A 20,016-nucleotide genomic window follows, 5' to 3' on the forward strand; every position below is an offset into this window, starting at 1 on the left:
TTCAGACTCTATCAGAGGTGCGGCGGGCTACAGCCATCTCCAAAGTCACTGCTACGCCATCTTCGTCATTGGGTGGAGTTTGCTTCCATCCACGGGTCTTGGCGAGGGTACGCAGATCGTGGGCGGCATTGGCCATCATGACGGCCTGGCCGGCCCACTCGAGCATGTCGACGTCGTTCCAGTTGTCGCCGATGGCCATGGTCTCTTTGCGATCGACCCCGAGGCGGGCGGCGAGGCGTTCGAGGGCCCATCCTTTGGAAACGCCTGGGGGCAACAGGTCGAGAATGGAGAGGTCCCGCCCTGGATATTCGGTGCGGACGGCTTCGCAGGAACCGCTCCATTGGCTGGCTTTGAGGGCTTTCTCGGCCTGACGCATTTTATCGAGGCCTCCGGTGACCATGCCCTGGATGGGGTCGTTGCCATCGGGGAGAGCGTTCTCGAGCGGCTGGACGACTTCGATGGCGTCGCGATTGGCTTCGACCCAAATAGCGATCCGGTGATGCGCCTGTTCGAAGTCTTCAAGGACGAGTTCGCCGCGTCCGATGTGGTCGAAGGTGAAGACAAGTGTTCCGAAGGGTCTGAGGAGACTGCAGAGGCCGCGGGCCACGCGAGCTTCGAGGTGAGAGCGATCAATCGGGTCGCCGCCGAGGGTCCTGGTCACTGCTCCATTGGACGTGATGAGGGGCATGTCCGCTCGGAGACCGAGTCCTTCGAGGAGTGGGGCGGTGTAGGCGGTGCGGCGGCCGGTGGCGATAGCGACGGTAATACCGGCCTGCTGCGCCGCGCGGAGGGCTTTTGCGTTGCGGGGGCTGATGGACTGGCTGAAGGTGGGCAGAAGGGTGCCGTCCATGTCAATGGCCACCAGGCGCACGGGGGGATGCATGTGTTTAGTTTACCGGGAGCCATCCCAAAGATCGGGGAGGGGGAGGCGAAAAGGCGATACGCGATGTTACGAAGAGAGATCCGGGACAAGACCCATTCATTCCTTTGGCGTTATTCGTGAAGCTGAAAAGACCCACTCTCCTTCCAAGTGGAAGCGCCAGTCCGGCCTCGTGCTCAGGGAGTGGAAAATTGTGCAACGAGTTGGTGGGATGCTTCACCATGTGACCGTGGGCACGCCCTGGAAATGGGAAATAGGGGCAGAATTGCGCTTGACGGAGGCGCGTATGCAAGCGGAAGTGCTGATTGCGTATGTTTCGCGGAGCGGGTCGACGGAAGACGTTGCCGAGGCGATGGGCGTGACCATGGAAGATGCCGGCGTGAACGTGGATGTGAGACCAATGGCGAACGTGGAGTCGATTGCGGACGATATGTCGGTAGTGATCGGCACGGCTTTGTATGTCGGCCGTTTTCCGAGGGAGTTTCGACAGTTTGTGATGAGGTTTCGGCGAGAGCTTGGGAATGTACGCCCATGGATTTTTGTTCTGGGACCGACGGAGAACGAGCCGAAGCATTTCGCTGCATCAGAGGAACAGGCGCGCAAGGAACTGGCGAAGTATCCGTGGCTTCATGCAGCGGATGTGCGCGTAATGGGAGGGAGTTTCGATCCGCGCCATTTGAATCTGCCGTTTGTTTTCAGACTGGCGATGAAGCTTCCCGGCAATCCCATGAGAAAGGTTCCGGCTTCGGATATTCGCGACTGGGACTTTATCCGCAGGTGGGCAGGTGGGATTGCGGAGCACGTGCAGAAGGGGACCGCAGTGCGGCGGGGAGAGTTTGCCGAGTACAGTGCGTATAAAAATAGTTTGCTGGGACACTGAGATTCGCTTCGGGGAGTTCATGCGCGGTGCTGTGTGCCATTGAGTAGACTGGGTTCATGGAACGAATATGTACGCATTGCCATGCGGTGCTGGCTGAGGATACGAAGGCGGACTGGTGCCCGGCGTGCGGTGGGGCATTGATGGAGCGTGCCGGATTGCCGGCGTCCGCAGCGAAGGCAGCAGCGGCGGAAGTGGATCATCGCGGCATCGTGTTGCCGCGAAGGCATGCACTGGGCGGAATCATCACGCCGCAGTAGGTTCATCCTTTTTTGCGGAGTCCCATTGATCGCGATTGAACACATCACACTGGGGAGAGCCCTTGTCTTCAAGGATGTGCGGCTGCGCGCATTGCGGGAGGCGCCTACGGCGTTCTCAAGCACGCATGCGAAGGAGGCGGCGTTTCTGGATGAGGAGTGGAAGAAGCGCGCGATGCGCTGGAGCAGCGGCGGGTCCGCGGGATTTCTGGCGTTTGACGGGGATCGCGGATGCGGCATGGTTTTCAGTTTTGCCGAGGAGTTGAATCCGCTGCGGGCGCAAGTGGTTTCAATGTGGGTGGCGCCCGAGGTTCGTCGCGAAGGTGTGGGGCGGCGATTGATTGAGGCGGTGATGGAGTGGGCGCGAGGGCGCGAGATGCGCGATGTGAAGCTGATGGTGACGAGCGTGAATCAGGGCGCGATCGCGTTCTATGAACGGCTGGGATTCAGGATGACGGGGAAGGCAGAGGCTTATCCGAATGACGCGACAATCAAGCAGTACGAGATGGTGTTGGCGTTGGTTTGATCCGGCACGGATATTCAAGGCTATCTAGGGGCGGAGAGAAAGCAACCGCAGGTTCCTCGACTCCCGCTGGTCGCTCGGAATGAGAGTGTGGCGGGGATGGGGCGGAGCGGGGTAGGGGTTTTTGGAGGCGAGAATGAAAAAGAGCAACCGCAGGTTCCTCGGCTCCCGCAGGTCGCTCGGAATGACAGTGTGGCGGGGATGGGACGGAGCGGGGTAGGGGTCTTGGAGGCGAGCGTCGAAAAAGCAACTGCAGGTTCCTCGGCTTCCGCTGGTCGCTCGGAATGACAGACAGAGTTTCGTGAGTTCCAAGCCATGCCGCGGTTACTCGTAGCGGAGGGCTTCAGCGGGGCGGATTCTTGCGGCGGTCGATGAGGGATAGAGAGTAGCGAGGAGCGAGATGCTGATGGAGACGGCGGAGACGAGAAGGCCGTCGAGCGCGCGGGGCGCGAAGGGTAGCGTGTCAATGGCGTAGACGTCAGGCGAGAGGTGGACATGGTACTGGCCGCCGGCCCACGCGCCAATGTATCCGAGGACGAGACCGAGAATAGTTCCGACGACGCTGATGAGGAGGCCCTGCAAGAGAAAGATGCGGCGGATCTGCGAAGGATCGACGCCGAAGCTCATGAGGACGGCGATGTCGCGGGTTTTCTCCATGACCATCATGGTAAGCGCGATAAGGATGTTGAGCGCGGCCACGATCACGATGAGCGTGATGACGATGAAGGTGACGATCCGTTCCAGCGCAAGGGCGCGAAAGAGTTCGCGATTCTGATCTTTCCAATTGGTGGTCTGAAAGCCTGGGCCTGCGGCTTGCTCGATTTCCTGAGCGATTGCGGGAGCGTTTTTGAGGTTGTCGACTCTGAAGCTGATGACTGAGACCAAGTCGGGCTCGTCATAGAGGTGCTGGGCATCGGCGAGGCGCATGAATCCCCACGCAGAGTCGTACTGGTAGAAGCCACTGTGATAAGTGCCGGCCAGACGAAAACGGACGATGTTGGGAACGACGCCAAGGGGTGTCAGATCGCCCTGCGGGCTAATCAGGGTTACAGAATCGCCGATGGTGGCGCCGATCGAGTCGGCGAGATCCTTGCCGAGAATGAGAGGACGGTCTGCGGGGCCTGACGGCGGCGAGGTTTCGCTCGGTGGTTCGAGTGCTTTCACAGCGGCGGTTGAAGCACCAGCCAGGACTTTGTTTACGTCCTTTTCGTATGCAGGCACGATGCCCTCAACAAGTGCGTAGCCTTCGCGAGCGCCACGTGTGACCACGACCTGTTCATCGAGTTCAGGGGCGGCAGCAACGACATGAGGGAGCTTTGAGAGCTTTGCGATCAGAGGCTGCCAGTCGCGGATGCCATCGTTTTTGACGCGCAAGAGCTGGACGTGGGCGCTGGAGTCGACGAGGCGGTCCTGCAGGTCGCGCTGCATGCCGTTGGTGATGGCGAGGGCGATGATGAGTGCAGCAACGCCAGCGGCAACTCCGGTGATGGAGATGGCGGTGACGACGCCGACGACGGCCTGGCGCCGCTTGGCTTTCAGATATCGGGCCGCCACGTAGAGCTCAAATCGCATCTTGCCTGCTTCTTACTTCGTGCCTGCTTCTTACTTTCGTGCCTGCTTACTTTGCCGCCGACGAGCCGAAGACGGTTTTAGCTACGCCGATGTTGTCGTGGCGGTCGTAGACGCGCACGGTGATAAGGTGTTCGCCGGTTTTGCCTTCGAGGGCTTTGGCGGGAATCTCGAAGTCGTAGTGTTCACGCTTCGCATCGGAGAGTTTGCCGACGGGGTCGATGTACTGCCATGTGCCCGCGTCGAGCGCGTACTCGGCCTGCGAGATGGGTGAGGCTGCGTCCTCGGCATCGAAGGTTACGTGCACGGGAGCGGGGCAGGGCGCCTGCGCGCACTTCGCCAGGGCTTCTTCAACATGCAGATCACTGACGACCGGGGGCGTGGTGTCGATTTCGAAGCGCTCACTTTCTTTTGCGCCGGTGAGCGCTTCGCCGGGGCTGTGCGAGGGCGAGTCGGAGGCAACGATCTTGATGCGATAGCCGCCGTCGGGAATGAGTGCAGCGTCGAAGCTGTAGGCTTTGTCGGTCACATCGTCTTTGAGCAGGTGCCAGTCGTGTTCGCCGTCGCCGCGGAGATAGAGGGAATAGACGAGGTCGTCCCCATTCTCATCGTGGGCGGCCCAGCGAATGGTGACGGCTGTGCGGTCCTTGACGGCCGGGAGCGGCGTGCTGGCGCTGCCGGGATCGACAGGAATCACAATGGATTGATTTGCGGCGGGGAAGTTGATATTCACGGTTTGCTGCTGGGCCAGATTTGAGGCCTGCGGATTGAGGCGTGCGCCGGGTACGACGACGAGGTCGTCGATCTCAGGTGCGGCGTTGACGGGGAGATAATTCACGCCGACGCCGGAGAGTTTGCCGCTTGTGTGAAGAACGGCTTTCCATTGGAGGAAGCGGCCGGCGGGTGATTGGACGGCACCATCCTTAAGGGGTTGCCAATCGGACCAGCCCCAGTCGCCGCGACCGCGCATGGGCTGCTCGACGTTGCCGGTGCGGGTGAGGATTTCGTAATTTGCGGAATCGGGGTCGATTTCGATGCGGCCGAAGCGGGCGAATGCTCCGGCGTCGAGGACGTCGCTGGCGTACTCATGTTTTTCGGATTTGCCGAGTGTGTAGAGCTTGCCGGTATTGCCGGTACCGACGAGGATGGCATTGCCACGATCTTCAGCGAGGCTGAGGCCCTGCTGCGCTTCGACGTGTGCGATGTCGGCATAATCGCCGTTCTCCTGAATGCGGAAGATGTGTCCGCGATTGCCGCTGAGGGCGAGCAGGCCGCCGGATTGAGCAGCGAGGGCGTAGACGATGTCGTCTTTGCTGGACCAGATTTTGCGTGGCGCCTGGTCTGACGCGAGGGCATATATTTCGGTGCCCTCCGGCGTGGAGGTGCTTGCGTTTGCGGCCTGCAGCGAGCCTGGTTGGACGATGGTGAAGGTGACGCTGCCAACGCCCTGCACAGTGAGGGGAGGCAGCGGATTGTGGCTTTTGTCGCCAACGCTGGCGGCGAAGATGGTGCCGTTCGCGGCTACGGCGACGGAAGTGATTTCGCGGCGGGGCGCTTCGAAGAGCACGTAGCCTTTGCCCTGCGGGCTGATGCGATAGACGAGACCGGAGCCGTCGGAGCCCGCGATCAGATTTCCTTTTGCGTCCCAGGCGAGAGCGCGAATATGTTGCTCGTCGCTTTTGAAAAATAATTCGGGACGGGCATCGGGATTTGCGGGATCGACGCGGTAGATTGCACCGGGTCCGCCGACGGCGATGTAGAGTTTACCGGCGGTGTCGAAGGTCATGTCCCAGATGTAGTGGGATTTTGATTCGCGGGTCGATTTCGATTCTGTTGCGCTGCCGTCTGCTTTGGCTACGTCAAAGATGACTTTCGCGCTGGATTCATCCTGCTTTGCAGTTGCGTTGGGGTTGAGCTTGTAGACCTTGCCACTGGGAAGGGTGGCGGCGTAGAGCGAGCCGTCTGGCCCGACGCGCACAACCTGCACGCTGACGTCGCGCGATTCAAAGAGAGTGATTGGCTTTGAATCTTTTTGAGTGTCTCCGCGCAGAACAGTAGCGGGCGAACCTGTTCCGAGATACGGCGTGCCGTTCTTGTCGACGGCCACGGACCAGACGAACGCGGAGGGCGTGGTCAGGATGTCGGTGAGTCCAGGGCCCTCGCGCAGATAGCCATTGCTGCCAATGGCGACGCCTTGCGGTGTCCCTTTTTCAAATTCTTCGATGCGGGACTGCATCCAGAGATGAGTGCCCTGTGCAGCGAGGGGTTGGACAAGGAAAAGTGTGGCGAACGCAGCGAGACCGAATGCGAAGGAGCGGCGGAGAGAGTGGGAATTCACAGCAAACATTCTGACGTTGAGTCTACTAAAGCGGGGCGGTCAGGAACTTGGGCAGGAGCAAAAGCAGATGCTTCGCGCCGCTTACCCCACGAACGTTGTTCGCGGAGCCCCAGGCTCGCGGCACTCAGGATGACAATTCTGGATCAAAAGGATTATCGGCCGGTGCGGAATTGGATGATGCGGCGGCGGTCGCGCTTGGACGGACGGCGTTCGGGCAGGGGCGCGTATTGCTGCATGGCTTTGCGCTCGGCGGCTTCGCGCTGACGTTGTTCCTTGCTGGCTTCGGTTTCGCGGTAGAGGGTTTGCGCCACGGCGGCTGGACCGCGAATCTCGCTCAGTTTAAGGACTTCGATCTGGAACTCGCCGCCTTCGTTGCGGATGCGGAGCATGTCGCCGACGCGGACGTCGCGGGCCGGCTTGGCTTCGATCTCATTGGAACGGATGCGGCCGAGGTCGCAGGCTTTGGAGGCCTGGGCGCGCGTCTTGAAGAAACGCGCAGCCCAAAGCCACTTGTCGATCCGAACGGAGTTTGATTTTTGCCCAGCGGTCACGAGATCTCGCGGGAAGCGTTACGAGGACTTGTCTGACATTCTCCAGATGTAGAGAAACTCGGCGTCGCTTGATGTCGCCACTTCTATGCCTCTCTGATGGGTTGCGCGATTGAGAGCGGACCGGATGTTCTCCTTGGTGTCGGGCAATGCCTCCAGGGGAATCCTGAGAGCGCGATCTACTTCCAGCTGTTCAATGTCGCTGAGGAGTTGCGTGACGATTTCCTTGTGCTTGCCGTCTCTCCCTTTCGGGACATCGATTTGCTTGATCGACTGGTACTTCATTGGCGGTGTGTCGGAATTCGGATTTGTGGACATGCAAGTACCCTCGCGGTTGTATTTCTTCGCCGTTCTGGAGACGTGCTCTTAACGTATGGCTAAACCATCGTAAAACTATCCTAGTGCTAAGCCGGTAGTGAAAGTCAAGCTCTTATATGGAAAAGATAGGGCAGAGATTCGTATGTCGCAGAATGCATACAGGTAGTGTAATGATGCGCTATAACTCTCGATATTGTAATTATTTACGCCGTAAACTCAAAGAGTTAGCACGTATAAAAAGAAAGCTGCTAGGGTAATTTCAGAGGTAAAAACAAGTGAGCAAGAACAAGAATTTCTCCACGATTCCGCTCAAGGATGTGCCCGCGAGCATTGAAGAAAATAATGCCAACGGGTATCGCCCTGTGGTGCTCGTTGTCGATGACGAGAGCGTGATTGCCGACACGCTGGCGGAGATTCTGACGCGAAGTGGCTACACCGCAGTGGCTGAATACGATGCCGACAGCGCGCTGGAGACTGCGCTTCTGATGCCACCGGAGATGCTGATCACCGACGTGGTTCTACCGGGCATGACAGGAATCGAACTCGCGATTACCGTGCGGCGCATTTTCCCGGACTGCAAGATCATCCTTTTCTCGGGGCAGGCTTCGACAGCCGATCTGCTGGCAAGTGCGCGGGCAGATGGTCATCACTTCACATTGCTGAACAAGCCACTGCATCCGCAGGATCTGCTGCTGCGGGTTTCGGAAGGGCTGAAAGCGAACAGGCCTGTAGCCGCTGAAGCGAAATAGTTGCCCGCGAAGGATCGGAGAGCAGAAAGTTCGACGGGCGCCCGTTTGACTGCTCACAAAGCTCGAAACCATTCCTCAGCGGCTAAAGGCGTCCTTATAGTGCTGGACTTATGACACGGATAAATCCGTGCCCTTTCAAAACGGAGGGTTTTCATCAACGTGACGGGCGCCCCAAGGGGCGCCCGTTTGATTTAGCCGGCAGATATTTAGTTGGCTAAGACGGCGCGATAGCGGACTTTGTTCTTTTTGACCTTCTCGATGGCCTCGTTGGCTTTGGCCATGGCGAAGGCTTCTGTGGTCGCCTTGACTTCATGACGGGCCGCGACGTCGAGCATTTCGCGTATTTTTTGCGGGCTTCCGATGGGGCTTCCGGTGACGGTGCGGATGCCGGAGATGAGGGGAAAAGCCTGGAGGGAGACGGGCGACGGAGGCACGCCGACAAAGCAAAGCGTACCAGTGGGCCGGAGTGCCTGGATGTAGACGTTCCAATCCTGGTCAGCGTTGGCGGTATTCAGAATGAAATCGAACGAGCCGGTGACTTCTTTCATTGATTTCGATTCGCGTGAATGCACGAAGTGATGTGCGCCAAGGGCACGAGCTTCTTCCTCTTTTCCGGTCGAGGTGGAGAAGGCGGTGACTTCTGCGCCGAAGACGCGGGCGAACTGGATAGCGATGTGTCCGAGGCCGCCGATTCCGACGACGCCCACGCGGGATGAGGGATTGACGCCGTGGTCGCGCAGCGGGCTATACACGGTGATGCCTCCACAGAGAAGCGGGGCGGCCTGTTCGCTGGGGAGGGCGTCGGGGATACGCACGACGAAGCGGGCGTTGGCGCGCACGCTGCTGGCGTATCCACCATTGCGATGGACGCAGGTGGCTTCCATCGACGGGCATAGATTCTCGAGGCCGCGGCTGCACCACTCGCACTCGCCGCAGGAGTTGGCTTGCCATCCAAGGCCAACGCGTTGGCCGATCTTCAGGGAATTGACGTGCGAACCGACTGCGGTGATGGTCCCGATGATTTCGTGCCCTGGGATGAAGGGATACTGGCTGATGCCCCAGTCGTTTGAAATGAGATGGAGGTCGCTATGACAGATGCCGCAGTGGGTGATGCCGATTTCGACTTCCTGCAAGCCCAGGTCTCCCGGGTCATAGCGAAAAGGCAAAAGCTCGGCGCCCGCTGCGTGAGCTGCTAGTCCTTGGATTAAGGCCATGGTCGTTCCGCAGTCCTCGCTGGGGGTCGCAAACAGGGCCGTATAGCAGGGCCCAGAAAAGTGCGACAAAATTTACGTAAGCGGTGCAGGTCAAGTTTAGTCTAAACCGGCGCCGGGTTCGATGTGCAGATTGAGGATTTGAAATCCGGTGAGCACGCCGCCCGCGGGAGAATCGGCGGAGACCACAGCGGACTCACCGTTGAGGGTGACATCCCTGGCGGAGCGCAGGGGCTCCAGAGCATTGGCCATGGAGAGTGGAAGTGTAGAAAGCGTGTGGCCATCGACGCCGGCCTGGGCGTCGGGCAGCAGAAGGCTGACAAAGATGCGATCGGCGGCGTGGTGGTTTTGCGCCTCGGCGAGCGCGGTGTCGAGGTCGACGGTGCGCGTGGAGATGCGCGGAGGGTTGAGAGCGCGGTCGAGGGTGCCGGCATCGGAGACGAGAAGACGGATTGGTCCAGCGGGGAGTTCCGGTGGCAGAACGATGGGGATGCGGATGTTCCGCTCAGGCTGCTGCCACGGGCGCAGGGTCGCTTCGATGACAACGGTGTCGCCGGCGTGGACGATGTTGCCGGAGTCGATGCGGGCGGTTTCGAGTTCTACCTGCGCACGTCGGGGAATGGAATCGACGTCGAGTTCGATGGCCTTGATAGCGCCCTGGCGCGCACCGTTTGCGTAGAGCTGGGCGAAGGTTTGATCGGTCTGTATGGCCGCGGAAAGTTGCGCAGAGAGCTGGTCGCCTGCGGGGGCCCAGAGGTCGAGCGGCGATGGCGGATAGCCTTCGATGTTGACACTACCCGTAACGTGATAGCTGGTTTCGAGACCGCTCCGGTTGTTTTGGAGCAGAGCGTCGTAGAGCGATACCAGTACGGCCTGCGGGGTGAGCGATGGCAGGTCTACGACTTCAATATTCAGCTTGCGGTCAGCGCCTTCACCGCGAACGGTGATGTGGACGGGAATCATATGCGGCTTGATACCGAGCACGCCGCGAATAGCGGAATCGCGATCGTCGGTGAAAGTGCCGATGGGATCGCCGGTGTTGATGATCTTGAATGCGTTGAGCGGCGAGGCGAGGGTGTCAACAACCTCAGCGGTGGTCATAGGCAGGGAGACCGAGCCGGCCTGAAGAATGGGATGACCGCATGCAAGAAGCTGTTTGGGGTCGACGTAGGTGACCGTGCAGGTGGCCGAAACTTCAAGATCGCCGCGGATAAGCTGGGCGCTGACAGCAGAGCCGGGAACGACGCTGGCAATGGCGGATGGGGAGATGGCGCCAAAGGAGCCATCAGTGTCAGCCTTTGAGGAACCGCTGCCACCACCGGCGGCGATGATGTCGAGACCGGTGCCGGCCATTTCCTTTTGCCAGAGACGAATGGCCTCGGGGCGGAAGCCGCTCATGACGAGTGGAGTCTCCATGGCCTGGAAGGTCATGCCGCCGGAGGATAGCCCGGTTTCGGTTTGTGCGAGCGGGGATGCGGGCGATGCCGAAGCCCATTGGGTGTTGACGGGCATGTCTTTGACTTCGAGCATCTGCGCGATGGGCGTAATGCCGGCGATGGGGTCTTTGGCGAACTGTCCGATGCGGTAGGAAAGGGAACCGAGGAGTTTGTTGCCGATGTATACGGGGCTTCCGCTCATGCCGGCGACTACTCCCGTGTACTCAGGCTTGGTGCCGCGAAGCTGGGCAAGGATCATGTCGTGCCCGGGCCCGCGCGCGCCACGCAGAACCCCGAGGATTTCAACCTGCATGGGCTCGGGTTTGGTACCGCTGAAAACGGTCCAGGCGGTGGCTATCTGTCCGCGGTGCACCTGGTTGAGCGGGAAAAAACCTTCTCCGGAGGGCGGAGGGCCGGATGGTGTGGTTTGGGCGGGAAGGGTGGAGGTGGCGAGCGTTGCAAGCAGGACGGTTGCGAGAATTCGAGACAAGGCCAGGCCGAGGGTTGGGGCGAGAGTTCGAATCGGGGTCGGGAATGCCTTATGGCAAGGTTTCACGTCTATAAGAGTAAACCGGTCCCGCATCGCCCCGGGAGATTGCGTGTTCTTTCCGATTGTCATGCGCTAAGGTTTTGACGCCCGAAGCTGAGGGTTGTATTCGCGGTTGCGCTGCTTTGCTTGCCGATTCCTTCGGGTAATCCCTATGCTGTGAACACAGAGGCCGTTATGCCAACGAATTGCCCTTACGATATTCGCCGTTTCCGTTTTCTTTTGTTTCTGCTGCCGGTCGTACTGGCGCTCTCGCCAGCGGCCTGGACGCAGAGTACGCCACCCGCACCGCAGACCCCGCCGGCCCAGCAGCCGGATCAGACTGCTCCCGATGCGGGCGGTCCGACTGGAGATAACGGAGCCATTGCACTTCCGAAGAAGAAGGATGCGCCGGAAACCGCGCCGCCGCCCGCACCGGCTCAACCGAAGTTCAAGAATCCGGATGGGGCGGCGGACTATTCGCTGCGGGTGAATGTTCCCGAGGTTTCGGTCGATGTGGGTGTGCTGCTCGAAAAGACTGGCCAGTTTGTTCCGGGGCTGAAGCCTTCAAACTTCAAACTGTACGAAAACGGCGTCGAGCAGAAGGTCACGGGCTTCAAGCGGGTAGAGGCGCCAATCACCGCGCTGATGCTGTGCGAATTTGCGAACAGCAATGTCACCTACCAATTTCTCTACGACATGCGTAATGCGGCGTGGGAGTTTGCACAGCAACTGCGGCCACAGGATTACGTTGCGCTGATGACGTTCGACATGCGCACGCAAATCTGGCTCGATTTCACGCAGGACAAGCGGGCGCTTTTGAATGCGATTCAGTCGCTGGTCATTCCGGGATTTTCAGAGCGGAACCTTTTCGACGCGTTGTATGAGGCAGAAGATCGCTTGAGCCGGATCGATGGACACAAGTACATCATCCTGATCGCGTCGGGGCGCGACACATTCTCGAAGCTCACGCTCGACAAGATCTATCAGAAGGTGAAGACCACGCCGGACATCACGATCTTTGCCATTTCGACGGGCGGTGCAATGCGGGCGATGACGGAGGGTGGTGGGGGTGTCAACCAGCAGATGCGGGACATCGATTATCTGCAGGCGGATAACGAGATGAAGACATTCGCCAAGATGACCGGCGGGATGTTTTTTCAGCCGCGGTTTGTGGGGGAGATGCCGGACATTTTCTCGGACATCAACAAGGCGATCCGGTCGAAGTACCAACTGGTGTACCACCCGACCGACGCCAAACAGGATGGCACCTATCGCAAGCTGCGCGTGGAACTGGTGGATGACGAAGGGAAGCCGTTACGCTTCCAGGATGAGAAGCACAAGGCTCTGAAGTACGACATCATTGCGCGCGACGGGTACCGGGCGAAGCAGGAAGTGGAGTAGAGCGGTGAAGATTGAAGACGGGCATGCGGCAGCAGATGAGCTGCCGCTTGTCCTTGGCGGGAGAGGGCAAAACTGGCTTATTTAAATTGGTTGACGACATCCATGATGTAGTAGCCGATGACGAAGAGCGTCGCAACTGCAGCAACGATCTCGGAAACTCGAATCAGCGGCTGAACTTTGTTAACCCTGGCAACGATCGCCTGCTGGGCTGTTTGTTCATGGCTGAAGGAGTCGCCGAGAAACAGTTGATCTTCTTCGTCCCGGCTAAGGCGGGAACGGTAAAGGAACATGGCCGCCAAAACAAGGATGGTGAATCCCCAGACGGACCACATGACGGGAACGAACGGCATAAAATTACCTCCAGCGAGTATTCCACCCGGCTATCGGCAAGATCCCGTGGATTGGACGTCCTGCGGCGACGCGGGGGTTGTACGGGTGAAATCATAGCCTTGGTTCGAGCCAGTGCCCGTGACGCGAATCACAGGTAATTTTGGGCCGGGAGAACCGGGGGCGGCGGCTTGAATCTATTGAGAATGCAGGGATTAGGATGGGAAGGGCTCGGCGAGATCTTCGCGACTTTTGGGTACCTCGTAGCATCCAATGGGATGGATAGACGAATGGGTCTTGTGCGGCTCCTTGCGGGGCAGTACAGTACCATTTAAGGAAGACCTCAAGAGGACTGGGAGAAACCATGGCAACGACGACTGCAGCACCGGCAACAACGACGCAGGAAACTGAAAAGAAAGCTCCTCTTATCCTGACCCCGCAGGCGATCACCAAGGTGCGCGAGATTATGGCTACCCAGGATCCGCTTCCCGCGGGTTTGCGCATTGGCGTGGTTGGCGGCGGCTGCTCTGGATTCCAGTATTCGATGGCCTTTGAAAACCAGGCTGGGATGATGGATAAGGTGTTCAAGTTCGACGACCTGAGTGTCTACGTCGATGCGACGTCGCTCATGTATCTGAACGGCTGTATCGTGGATTATGTCGAGACGCTGGAAGCGGCGGGTTTCAAGTTTGAAAATCCGCAGGTGAAGTCGACTTGCGGTTGCGGTTCTTCGTTCAGCGTTTAGCGCGACTTTCGGTTTAGGCACAAAGAAGCCCGTCCAGATGGACGGGCTTTGGTGCGTTTGAGGGCATTTCGCGGAACTATTGCTGCGGGGTGGTGGGGGTTGTGGGTGCGGTGGGCATCGTGGGGCTTGTGCCGAAGGGCGTCGTCGGGTTTGCGCCGACGGGCGTAGTGGTGCCGCTCGCGGGTTGGCCGATGAGGCCGGTGTTGCCGCCTGCCGCAGTCTGCTGGTCCATCAGAGGACTGTAGAGGAACTCCCACTCGTTGTAGTGGTTCTTCTTCTTGTAGACGAAGATCGACTGCTTCGGACTCTGCGGAGAGAAGCCGATGATGCCGCCGCCTCCGAATGTCTGTCCAGTGCCAGAGGGGTTGGCGGTGGAGCCGAATGTAGAGCCTGTGGTGGTTCCGCCCGAAGCGTTTCCAGGGGTTCCTGTTCCGGCGACGGGGTTGCCGTTGGCGTCGGTGCCACTGGCGGGGCTACCTGGTGCGCCGGCTGCACCTGTCGTGCCGGAGGGAGTGCTATTGAAAAGACCTCCACCTGGTGCCGGATTTGCTCCAGGCGCCCCACCGATTCCGGTGTTTCCCCCCGCGGGGCCAATGCCGGCGAGGGAAGCGGCGGCCAGCGGTTGACCAAAGAAGCCCATGGCCTGGGGTGTCTTGTTCTGGCCGAAGAGAACGGGTTTCCACTCATCCTTGCCAGTTGTGGGATCAATGTATTTCTTGCGCAGGAAGCGGATGTCGTTGGTCTTGATGAGCGCGTCGACATTCGGCGGATAGGCATTGAACTTGCGGTAATAGAGCTGAACGGCGCGAATGTATTGCTTGCCGCGCTGCATGGTTTCTTGTTCGCGGTCGCGCTGAATGCTCTCGCGGACCCGTGGGATCGCGACGGCGAGCGAGAGGATAAGAATGGCGAGCATGAAAATGACGGCCACGAGGATGTAGCCCTCTTCGGAAGGGCGGCGACGGATTGGAGAGTGCGGATTCATTGCGTGATTGCTCTGTGTTTTCCCAGGGGCTGAAGCCCGGTCGTTCTTATTGCATCCTGCGGCACGCGGCTTGATACGAGACGAAAGCAGATCCTTCGCTACGCTTACCCCACTTCGTGGGGCCCCAAGCTGCTCCGCTCAGCGACACTTCATTGCAACGGGTGTTGCTGCTCCGCTCAGGATGACACTTCCTTGCGTGCTTTCGATAATCGGCACGCGACCTAGAGGGTGCCACGAGCCGTGCCATTTCAAAACCATCGTTTCATTTCGTTCGAGCCCTTCGATGATCCTAGTTCGCGTTCAGGGGCAAGGTCTGCGTGTTGTTGTAGCCGAGGTCGGTAATTTGAATGGACGCTGGCATGATGGAGACAACCTTGTAGCGGTGATCGACGACGTCACCGGAATGGGCGAGGAAGATGTCATCGCCACGAACGAGGAATGCCTGCATGGTCTTGTCGCGGGTCTGGGTGTAACCGAAGTATTTCAAGTCGATCGCGGGCGGATGCGGGACTTCGGGCACAGTGACAATCGCTTGTGAACCAGGCCTCGCTCCAATCAGAGGTTTCGGGATGACGACCGGCGCGGATTCGGCAGAGAAGATGTTGCGGCCGGTTCCGGCATAGACTACATCTTCGCTTTGGGCGAGCTTATCGAAATGCAAGGTCGGGTCGATGTTGTTGCTGGCCACGTGCTGGGCCTGCGGTCCCGCGGCATTTGCGCGCTGGTTCGTTCCACGGGCAGTGGCGGCGGTTCGAGCGGGCGCTGTGGGGGCCGGCGTCGATGGGGTGCCAAAGGAGTTGTAGAGTTCGTAGCCGCCGGCGAAGACGATGATGGCCGCGAGCGCGATCACGATGTAAACCTGGCGTTTATTTTCTGTACCGAGAGCGATGGCCATGTTACTCGCCCTCCCTTGCGACAGGAGCGGCTGCAGCCGGCGTATCAGCGGGAGTGGGCATCATCCAGCCCGGCACGTCGGAGGGGCGAAGCCAGGTGGAGACGCGGAGGCGAAGGCTCACGAGTCCGCCCTGCTGGCCGGTGAAGGCCATGGCACGAACCACAAAGAAAGTCTTGTCGCGCTCGATGCCGTTCACAAAGTGCATGATCTGCTGGTATTCGCCGCTGATAGCGCAGTCGAGTGAGATTTCGGTGAGGTCGCTTGAGGTTGTTCCCTGGGAGTACCCGACACGGGAGAGGTGAACCCCGTTTTTGACGGCCAGGTCACCCAACTGCACAGCGATGGAAGAGTAGTTGCCAGGAATGCGCGTGGCGTAGAAGTCCTGGATATGAGTGCGCGATTCCTTGACGCGATCTTCGAGTCCGCGAAGGGGCTCAGTCTGCAGCTGGAGGGTTTTGAGCTCGATCTGCTTTGCGGTGAGGGCGTCAGTGGAACTGGAACCGGTGGCCGACAAGTCCATTCCGAATCGAATGGCGAGGCCGAGCATGAGCAGGACCATAACGCCGAGGCCCACGTAGTGCCAGGTGAGAGGAGAAGAGAGCCGTTCGCGCGTCGTGACGGGGTTCGGGCTCATTGCGGTACTCCTCTGTGGGGCTGCACGGGGACGCGGGGACGGGCCATGCCGGTATAGGGAGAACGACCCGTTGGTACGCCATTTTGCCGAGGCGCGTTATCCGGACTTGATTTTGAGTGGTCCTTCGCAGGTACGAGCTTGCGATCTTCCGAGGTGCCCGGCGTGTAATCGGCGAGCATGTCGAAATTGACGCGGTTGGAGGCGCTCACCGGTTCGGCGGCCTGATTCGGACCGCCCTGGGACTCGGCGGTTTCGCCCACGATGCGGGGCAGGAGAAAGTGGCGGGAGTGCTCAAGATTCTCGACAAGTCCTACGTCGCGATCGCGCGGACCGACAACACGAAGGCGGACGGAGATCTGGCCATCCTTGACAGTCGGTTCGAGGGTGTTGACCTGCACGCCAGCGGGGAGAACGGTTTCAAGGTCCTCCATGGCGAGGGTCCACGAAAAGGACTTTTCATCGAAGAGGCGGTTGAGGTTTTCTGACTGCTGCAGGGTGCGGGCGTTGTCGGGTTGCTGCATCATCGCCTGGTACTGCTGGCGCTCGTGGGTGATTTGGGCAATTTGTCCGTCAAGGGAGTGAGCCCGCTGGCGTGCGGCTTCAGCCTTGTCGTGGAGAGCGTGCAGGCCGACTGCCAGGGCAATGGCAACCAGCGCCAAAGCGCCCATAGCGATGCGCAGATTTTTGAGCGCCGGTGCAACGTCGGCGAAGTGACGTGAGGCAAGATTGATAGCTACGCGCACGCTAGACGGCTCCTGCCAAAGCGCCGGTAAGGCCGGCGATGCTCATGTTCGACAAACTGGTAGTGACGCCTGTTGAGGGCCGGGACGCCAGGTCGATGATCTTCAACTCGGAAGTGCCAAACCAATGCTCAAACTCCGCGGCTGTTCCGTTTCCGGCAAAGTAGAGTTCCTTGGGTAATACGGAGACCTTGTCTTCATAATATGCCGCTGCGACGGCCACGCTGCGCTGGACTTCAAGGAGGCGCTGCTGAGGCTCTTCAGGGAGGTCAAGGGTGCGATAGAGGAGCAGATCGTCTCCCCGGGTGATCGAGGTGGTGATGGCGACCTTGCTGAGGCAGGCGGCAAGCAGCGGTTCAGGAGACTCGAGTGTCGCCAGAGCAGCAAGGGCAGAAGGCATGACGGCGCCTGGCTCGTAACCGGCGGCGCGCACCGCGGTCTCGTATTCCTCGAGGATGTTGCTGGGGAGGATAGCGACGAGGACACGAGCTTCGGTCTTGCTTTCGGAGAGGATCTGATAGCTGAGGCCGGCGTGCTCCACATCAAAGGGAACCATTTTGCGCAGCCGGAAGCGGAGCACGGGAATCGCTTCGCTGGAGCGCGCAGGGATGGAATCGAAATCGAGCACGAAGACACGCACGGCCGTATCCGGAATGACGACGGTGACGAAGCGGCTTCGCGGCGAGACGCTTGCCAGGGCATTGCGAATCGCGAGAGAAACGGCCTCGGGAGACGTCATGTTGAGTTCGCTGATGCCGGGTATCAGGATGCCAGGACGCAGAGGTTCATAGGCGAAGACAGGCTCGTCATGCTTGTTGGGCAGCGCGGCGGCCAGCACGCCCTCTGACGTGAGTTCGATTGCTGCGGGCGGACGGCCTGCATATTGCGCTGCCGATTTCGATCTGCTGAAGATTGGACTCACTATCGCGATGCCTCGATGAAGGTTACCTTGTTGATCTCCTTGAGCGTGGTGAGCCCGCGACGAACACGGTCGAGGGCGGATTCACGAAGGAAGCTCATACCTTCGCGCTGAGCCAGCTTGCGAATCTCAGAGGTCGGCTTCTTTTCAAGAATCAACTCACGGATGGGGTCGGTCAAGTCTAAAAGCTCGTGGATGGCGGTACGTCCGCGATACCCCGTGCCACCGCACTCGATACAGCCGATGCCTTCACGGAAGGCAAACCCGCGCCATTCGGCGGGATTCATGCCGCTGGCGATGAGGACTTCGTCGGGATAGCTGACTGTGTGGACGCAGTGTTCGCAGACGGTGCGGACGAGGCGCTGGGCCAGAATGCAATTTAGCGCGGAGACGAAGTTGTAGGCTTCGACGCCCATGTTGAGGAAACGGCCGAGGACGTCGACGACGTTGTTAGCGTGGACGGTGGTGAAGACGAGGTGTCCGGTGAGCGCGGAATTGATGGCGATCTGTGCGGTTTCCTGGTCGCGGATTTCGCCGACGAGAATCTTATCGGGGTCGTGGCGGAGAATAGAGCGCAGGCCGCGGGCGAAAGTGAGGCCCTTCTTTTCGTTGACTGGAATCTGCGTGATGCCGCGGATCTGGTATTCGACCGGGTCTTCGATGGTGATGATCTTGTCTTCGTCGCTCTTGATTTCGTTGAGGGCGGCGTAGAGGGTTGTGGTTTTACCGGAGCCGGTAGGGCCGGTGACGAGCACCATGCCGTAGGGCTCGCGAATGTAGCGGCGGAAGCGGCGGAGATCCTCTTCAGCGAAGCCCACCACGTCGAGCGTGAGGTGGCGGAACTTTTCGCTCATCGATTCCTTGTCGAGGACGCGGAGGACGGCGTTTTCGCCATGCACTGTGGGCATGATGGAGACGCGGAAGTCGATGAGGCGGCCCTTGTACCGGACGCGGAAGCGGCCGTCCTGAGGCACGCGGCGCTCGGCGATGTCGAGTTCGCTCATGATCTTGATACGGCTCAGGATGGTGGTGTGGTGCTCGCGCGCGATGGGCGCCATTGCTTCCTGGAGGACGCCATCGATGCGGTACTTGACGTGGAGCGAATCGTCGTAGGTCTCGATGTGGATATCGGATGCGCGGCGCTCGAGGGCGGTGAAGATGGTGGTGTCGACCAGGCGGATGATGGGACTGATGTCCTCATCGCTGGTCAGCTTTTCGATGGAGATATTTTCGTCGGGATTCGAGTCATCGCCTGTGACGACGTCGAAGGTGAGGCCTTCGCTGGCTTCGTCGAGGACGCGCTGCGACTGCTCGGTTTTCTTGAGCAGGTCGGTAATCTGGGAGAGCGTGGCGACGCGGGCAATGATGCGATGACCGAGGAGACCGGCGATTTCGTCGAGCACCATAAGGCGCGAGGGATCGCTGACGGCGATGACGAGCACATCTGCCTGCTGCTCGATGGGCACGAAGTTGTAGCGGAACATCAGTTCCACGGGAACCGTGCGGAGCAGATCGTGCTGGATCTTGAAATTCTTTAAGTCCACGAATTCGGCGCGATAGCGTGCTGCCAGGGCTTCAGCCTGGGCACGCTCGTCGAGACCGTTTACCATCGGCCCGGTTGGCACCGTGATTGTAGTGTCTGCCATATGTGCGATTAACCCTGTGGTCCACCAACTGCCGAACCGAGCGAGAAGATCGGCAGGTAAAGCGAGATAAGAATAAAGACGACGACCACGCCCATCACGATCAAGATGGCGGGCTCAATGAGTGAGAGTGCGGCAGTCAAAGCCGTGGCTACGTCTTCTTCAAAGAATTCGGCGACGGAGTTGAGCATTTGAGGAAGAGCGCCGGTTTGTTCGCCGACCGAAATCATTTCGGTCGACAGGTCAGGGAAGACGCCGGTGTTGCTGAGCGAATCGGCGAGGTTTTTGCCTTCGCGTACGGTGCTGACTGCCGACCCGACGGCCTTGGATACGCGACGCGAGGAGATGGACCGCGCGGCCGTTTCGAGCGAAGGTACCAGCGGAAGGCCGCCGGTGAGCAGCGTGGAAAGGGTACGCGAGAAAAGCGCGACCTGGTACTTGAGCCAGATTTTGCCGAAGATCGGCAGGCGCACACGAATGCCGTCGATAGTG

At 59.6% G+C, this 20,016-nt stretch carries 21 protein-coding genes; 6 read left to right on the plus strand and 15 right to left on the minus strand.

Annotated features, from left to right (window positions below; genetic code table 11):
* Position 1: 1 nt before the first annotated feature.
* Positions 2–883, minus strand: a complete 882-nt coding sequence (locus VK574_RS07130) for a Cof-type HAD-IIB family hydrolase (RefSeq protein ID WP_472799138.1) — start codon at positions 881–883, stop codon at positions 2–4.
* A 283-nt stretch (positions 884–1,166) separates the two neighbouring features.
* On the opposite strand from VK574_RS07130, the gene VK574_RS07135 reads away from it, so the two are divergent.
* Genes VK574_RS07135 through VK574_RS07145 form a run of 3 tightly spaced genes read left to right on the plus strand, consistent with a single transcriptional unit; the run spans position 1,167 to position 2,540 of the window.
* Positions 1,167–1,760, plus strand: a complete 594-nt coding sequence (locus VK574_RS07135) for a flavodoxin domain-containing protein (RefSeq protein ID WP_472799139.1) — start codon at positions 1,167–1,169, stop codon at positions 1,758–1,760.
* A gap of 56 nt (positions 1,761–1,816) precedes the next feature.
* Positions 1,817–2,017 (plus strand): hypothetical protein, encoded by a 201-nt coding sequence (locus VK574_RS07140; RefSeq protein WP_472799140.1) that lies wholly within the window; start codon positions 1,817–1,819, stop codon positions 2,015–2,017.
* Positions 2,018–2,042: 25 nt separating this feature from the next.
* Positions 2,043–2,540 carry a GNAT family N-acetyltransferase gene (locus VK574_RS07145; RefSeq protein WP_472799141.1) on the plus strand — a complete coding sequence of 166 codons (498 nt, stop codon included), beginning with the start codon at positions 2,043–2,045 and terminating at the stop codon, positions 2,538–2,540.
* A gap of 321 nt (positions 2,541–2,861) precedes the next feature.
* Here VK574_RS07145 and VK574_RS07150 read toward each other — a convergent pair whose 3' ends face one another.
* The 4 genes from VK574_RS07150 to VK574_RS07165 form a co-directional block, all read right to left on the minus strand.
* Positions 2,862–4,109 (minus strand): FtsX-like permease family protein, encoded by a 1,248-nt coding sequence (locus VK574_RS07150; RefSeq protein WP_472799142.1) that lies wholly within the window; start codon positions 4,107–4,109, stop codon positions 2,862–2,864.
* A 46-nt stretch (positions 4,110–4,155) separates the two neighbouring features.
* On the minus strand, positions 4,156–6,444 hold the full coding sequence (locus VK574_RS07155; RefSeq protein WP_472799143.1) for a ligand-binding sensor domain-containing protein: 2,289 nt from the start codon (positions 6,442–6,444) through the stop codon (positions 4,156–4,158).
* Positions 6,445–6,596: 152 nt separating this feature from the next.
* Positions 6,597–6,995: an RNA-binding S4 domain-containing protein gene (locus tag VK574_RS07160; RefSeq protein WP_472799144.1), complete on the minus strand. Its 399-nt coding sequence runs from the start codon at positions 6,993–6,995 to the stop codon at positions 6,597–6,599.
* An 18-nt stretch (positions 6,996–7,013) separates the two neighbouring features.
* Positions 7,014–7,310: a hypothetical protein gene (locus VK574_RS07165; RefSeq protein WP_472799145.1), complete on the minus strand. Its 297-nt coding sequence runs from the start codon at positions 7,308–7,310 to the stop codon at positions 7,014–7,016.
* 275 nt (positions 7,311–7,585) lie between these two features.
* On the opposite strand from VK574_RS07165, the gene VK574_RS07170 reads away from it, so the two are divergent.
* Positions 7,586–8,059, plus strand: a complete 474-nt coding sequence (locus VK574_RS07170; RefSeq protein WP_472799146.1) for a response regulator — start codon at positions 7,586–7,588, stop codon at positions 8,057–8,059.
* A 206-nt stretch (positions 8,060–8,265) separates the two neighbouring features.
* Here VK574_RS07170 and VK574_RS07175 read toward each other — a convergent pair whose 3' ends face one another.
* Both VK574_RS07175 and VK574_RS07180 read right to left on the minus strand, forming a co-directional pair.
* A complete protein-coding gene (locus VK574_RS07175) occupies positions 8,266–9,273 on the minus strand; it encodes an NAD(P)-dependent alcohol dehydrogenase (RefSeq protein ID WP_472799147.1) in 1,008 nt (335 codons plus the stop codon).
* A 96-nt stretch (positions 9,274–9,369) separates the two neighbouring features.
* Positions 9,370–11,325, minus strand: a complete 1,956-nt coding sequence (locus VK574_RS07180; protein WP_472799148.1) for a SpoIVB peptidase S55 — start codon at positions 11,323–11,325, stop codon at positions 9,370–9,372.
* A 105-nt stretch (positions 11,326–11,430) separates the two neighbouring features.
* Between VK574_RS07180 and VK574_RS07185 the strand changes: the two genes are divergently transcribed.
* Positions 11,431–12,636, plus strand: coding sequence for a VWA domain-containing protein (locus VK574_RS07185; protein WP_472799149.1), 1,206 nt, complete (start codon positions 11,431–11,433; stop codon positions 12,634–12,636).
* A 77-nt stretch (positions 12,637–12,713) separates the two neighbouring features.
* Here the strand turns inward: VK574_RS07185 and VK574_RS07190 are convergent, their stop codons facing one another.
* Complete coding sequence (locus tag VK574_RS07190; protein WP_472799150.1) at positions 12,714–12,986, minus strand: hypothetical protein; 273 nt, start codon at positions 12,984–12,986, stop codon at positions 12,714–12,716.
* 341 nt (positions 12,987–13,327) lie between these two features.
* On the opposite strand from VK574_RS07190, the gene VK574_RS07195 reads away from it, so the two are divergent.
* Positions 13,328–13,708 carry a HesB/IscA family protein gene (locus VK574_RS07195; RefSeq protein ID WP_472799151.1) on the plus strand — a complete coding sequence of 127 codons (381 nt, stop codon included), beginning with the start codon at positions 13,328–13,330 and terminating at the stop codon, positions 13,706–13,708.
* 76 nt (positions 13,709–13,784) lie between these two features.
* Here the strand turns inward: VK574_RS07195 and VK574_RS07200 are convergent, their stop codons facing one another.
* The 7 genes from VK574_RS07200 to VK574_RS07230 form a co-directional block, all read right to left on the minus strand.
* Positions 13,785–14,693: a type II secretion system protein gene (locus VK574_RS07200; RefSeq protein WP_472799152.1), complete on the minus strand. Its 909-nt coding sequence runs from the start codon at positions 14,691–14,693 to the stop codon at positions 13,785–13,787.
* 289 nt (positions 14,694–14,982) lie between these two features.
* Entirely contained in the window at positions 14,983–15,588 is a 606-nt protein-coding gene (locus VK574_RS07205) for a hypothetical protein (RefSeq protein WP_472799153.1), read from the minus strand.
* 1 nt (position 15,589) lies between these two features.
* Positions 15,590–16,222, minus strand: coding sequence for a hypothetical protein (locus VK574_RS07210; RefSeq protein WP_472799154.1), 633 nt, complete (start codon positions 16,220–16,222; stop codon positions 15,590–15,592).
* The gene (locus VK574_RS07215; protein WP_472799155.1) at positions 16,219–16,965 is read right to left on the minus strand and encodes a fimbrial assembly protein; all 747 of its coding nucleotides are present in this window, start codon (positions 16,963–16,965) and stop codon (positions 16,219–16,221) included. The genes VK574_RS07210 and VK574_RS07215 overlap by 4 nt, the downstream gene beginning before the upstream one ends.
* Before the next feature lies 1 nt (position 16,966).
* Entirely contained in the window at positions 16,967–17,884 is a 918-nt protein-coding gene (locus tag VK574_RS07220; RefSeq protein ID WP_472799156.1) for a type IV pilus biogenesis protein PilM, read from the minus strand.
* Complete coding sequence (locus tag VK574_RS07225) at positions 17,884–19,527, minus strand: GspE/PulE family protein (RefSeq protein ID WP_472799157.1); 1,644 nt, start codon at positions 19,525–19,527, stop codon at positions 17,884–17,886. The genes VK574_RS07220 and VK574_RS07225 overlap by 1 nt, the downstream gene beginning before the upstream one ends.
* A gap of 8 nt (positions 19,528–19,535) precedes the next feature.
* Positions 19,536–20,016, minus strand: a 481-nt coding sequence (locus tag VK574_RS07230; protein WP_472799158.1) for a type II secretion system F family protein, incomplete at its 5' end; no start/stop codon positions are given.

It is taken from the genome of Occallatibacter sp., assembly GCF_035317045.1.
In the GTDB taxonomy this organism is placed as follows: domain Bacteria; phylum Acidobacteriota; class Terriglobia; order Terriglobales; family Acidobacteriaceae; genus Telmatobacter.

Excerpts from the sequence above, each read along its gene's own strand:
- VK574_RS07130 (WP_472799138.1), bottom strand. The coding sequence starts at position 883 with ATGCATCCCCCCGTGCGCCTGGTGGCCATTGACATGGACGGCACCCTT.
- VK574_RS07135 (WP_472799139.1), top strand. The coding sequence starts at position 1,167 with ATGCAAGCGGAAGTGCTGATTGCGTATGTTTCGCGGAGCGGGTCGACG.
- VK574_RS07140 (WP_472799140.1), top strand. The coding sequence starts at position 1,817 with ATGGAACGAATATGTACGCATTGCCATGCGGTGCTGGCTGAGGATACG.
- VK574_RS07150 (WP_472799142.1), bottom strand. The coding sequence starts at position 4,109 with ATGCGATTTGAGCTCTACGTGGCGGCCCGATATCTGAAAGCCAAGCGG.
- VK574_RS07165 (WP_472799145.1), bottom strand. The coding sequence starts at position 7,310 with ATGTCCACAAATCCGAATTCCGACACACCGCCAATGAAGTACCAGTCG.
- VK574_RS07175 (WP_472799147.1), bottom strand. The coding sequence starts at position 9,273 with ATGGCCTTAATCCAAGGACTAGCAGCTCACGCAGCGGGCGCCGAGCTT.
- VK574_RS07180 (WP_472799148.1), bottom strand. The coding sequence starts at position 11,325 with ATGACAATCGGAAAGAACACGCAATCTCCCGGGGCGATGCGGGACCGG.
- VK574_RS07185 (WP_472799149.1), top strand. The coding sequence starts at position 11,431 with ATGCCAACGAATTGCCCTTACGATATTCGCCGTTTCCGTTTTCTTTTG.
- VK574_RS07190 (WP_472799150.1), bottom strand. The coding sequence starts at position 12,986 with ATGCCGTTCGTTCCCGTCATGTGGTCCGTCTGGGGATTCACCATCCTT.
- VK574_RS07195 (WP_472799151.1), top strand. The coding sequence starts at position 13,328 with ATGGCAACGACGACTGCAGCACCGGCAACAACGACGCAGGAAACTGAA.
- VK574_RS07200 (WP_472799152.1), bottom strand. The coding sequence starts at position 14,693 with ATGAATCCGCACTCTCCAATCCGTCGCCGCCCTTCCGAAGAGGGCTAC.
- VK574_RS07205 (WP_472799153.1), bottom strand. The coding sequence starts at position 15,588 with ATGGCCATCGCTCTCGGTACAGAAAATAAACGCCAGGTTTACATCGTG.
- VK574_RS07210 (WP_472799154.1), bottom strand. The coding sequence starts at position 16,222 with ATGAGCCCGAACCCCGTCACGACGCGCGAACGGCTCTCTTCTCCTCTC.
- VK574_RS07225 (WP_472799157.1), bottom strand. The coding sequence starts at position 19,527 with ATGGCAGACACTACAATCACGGTGCCAACCGGGCCGATGGTAAACGGT.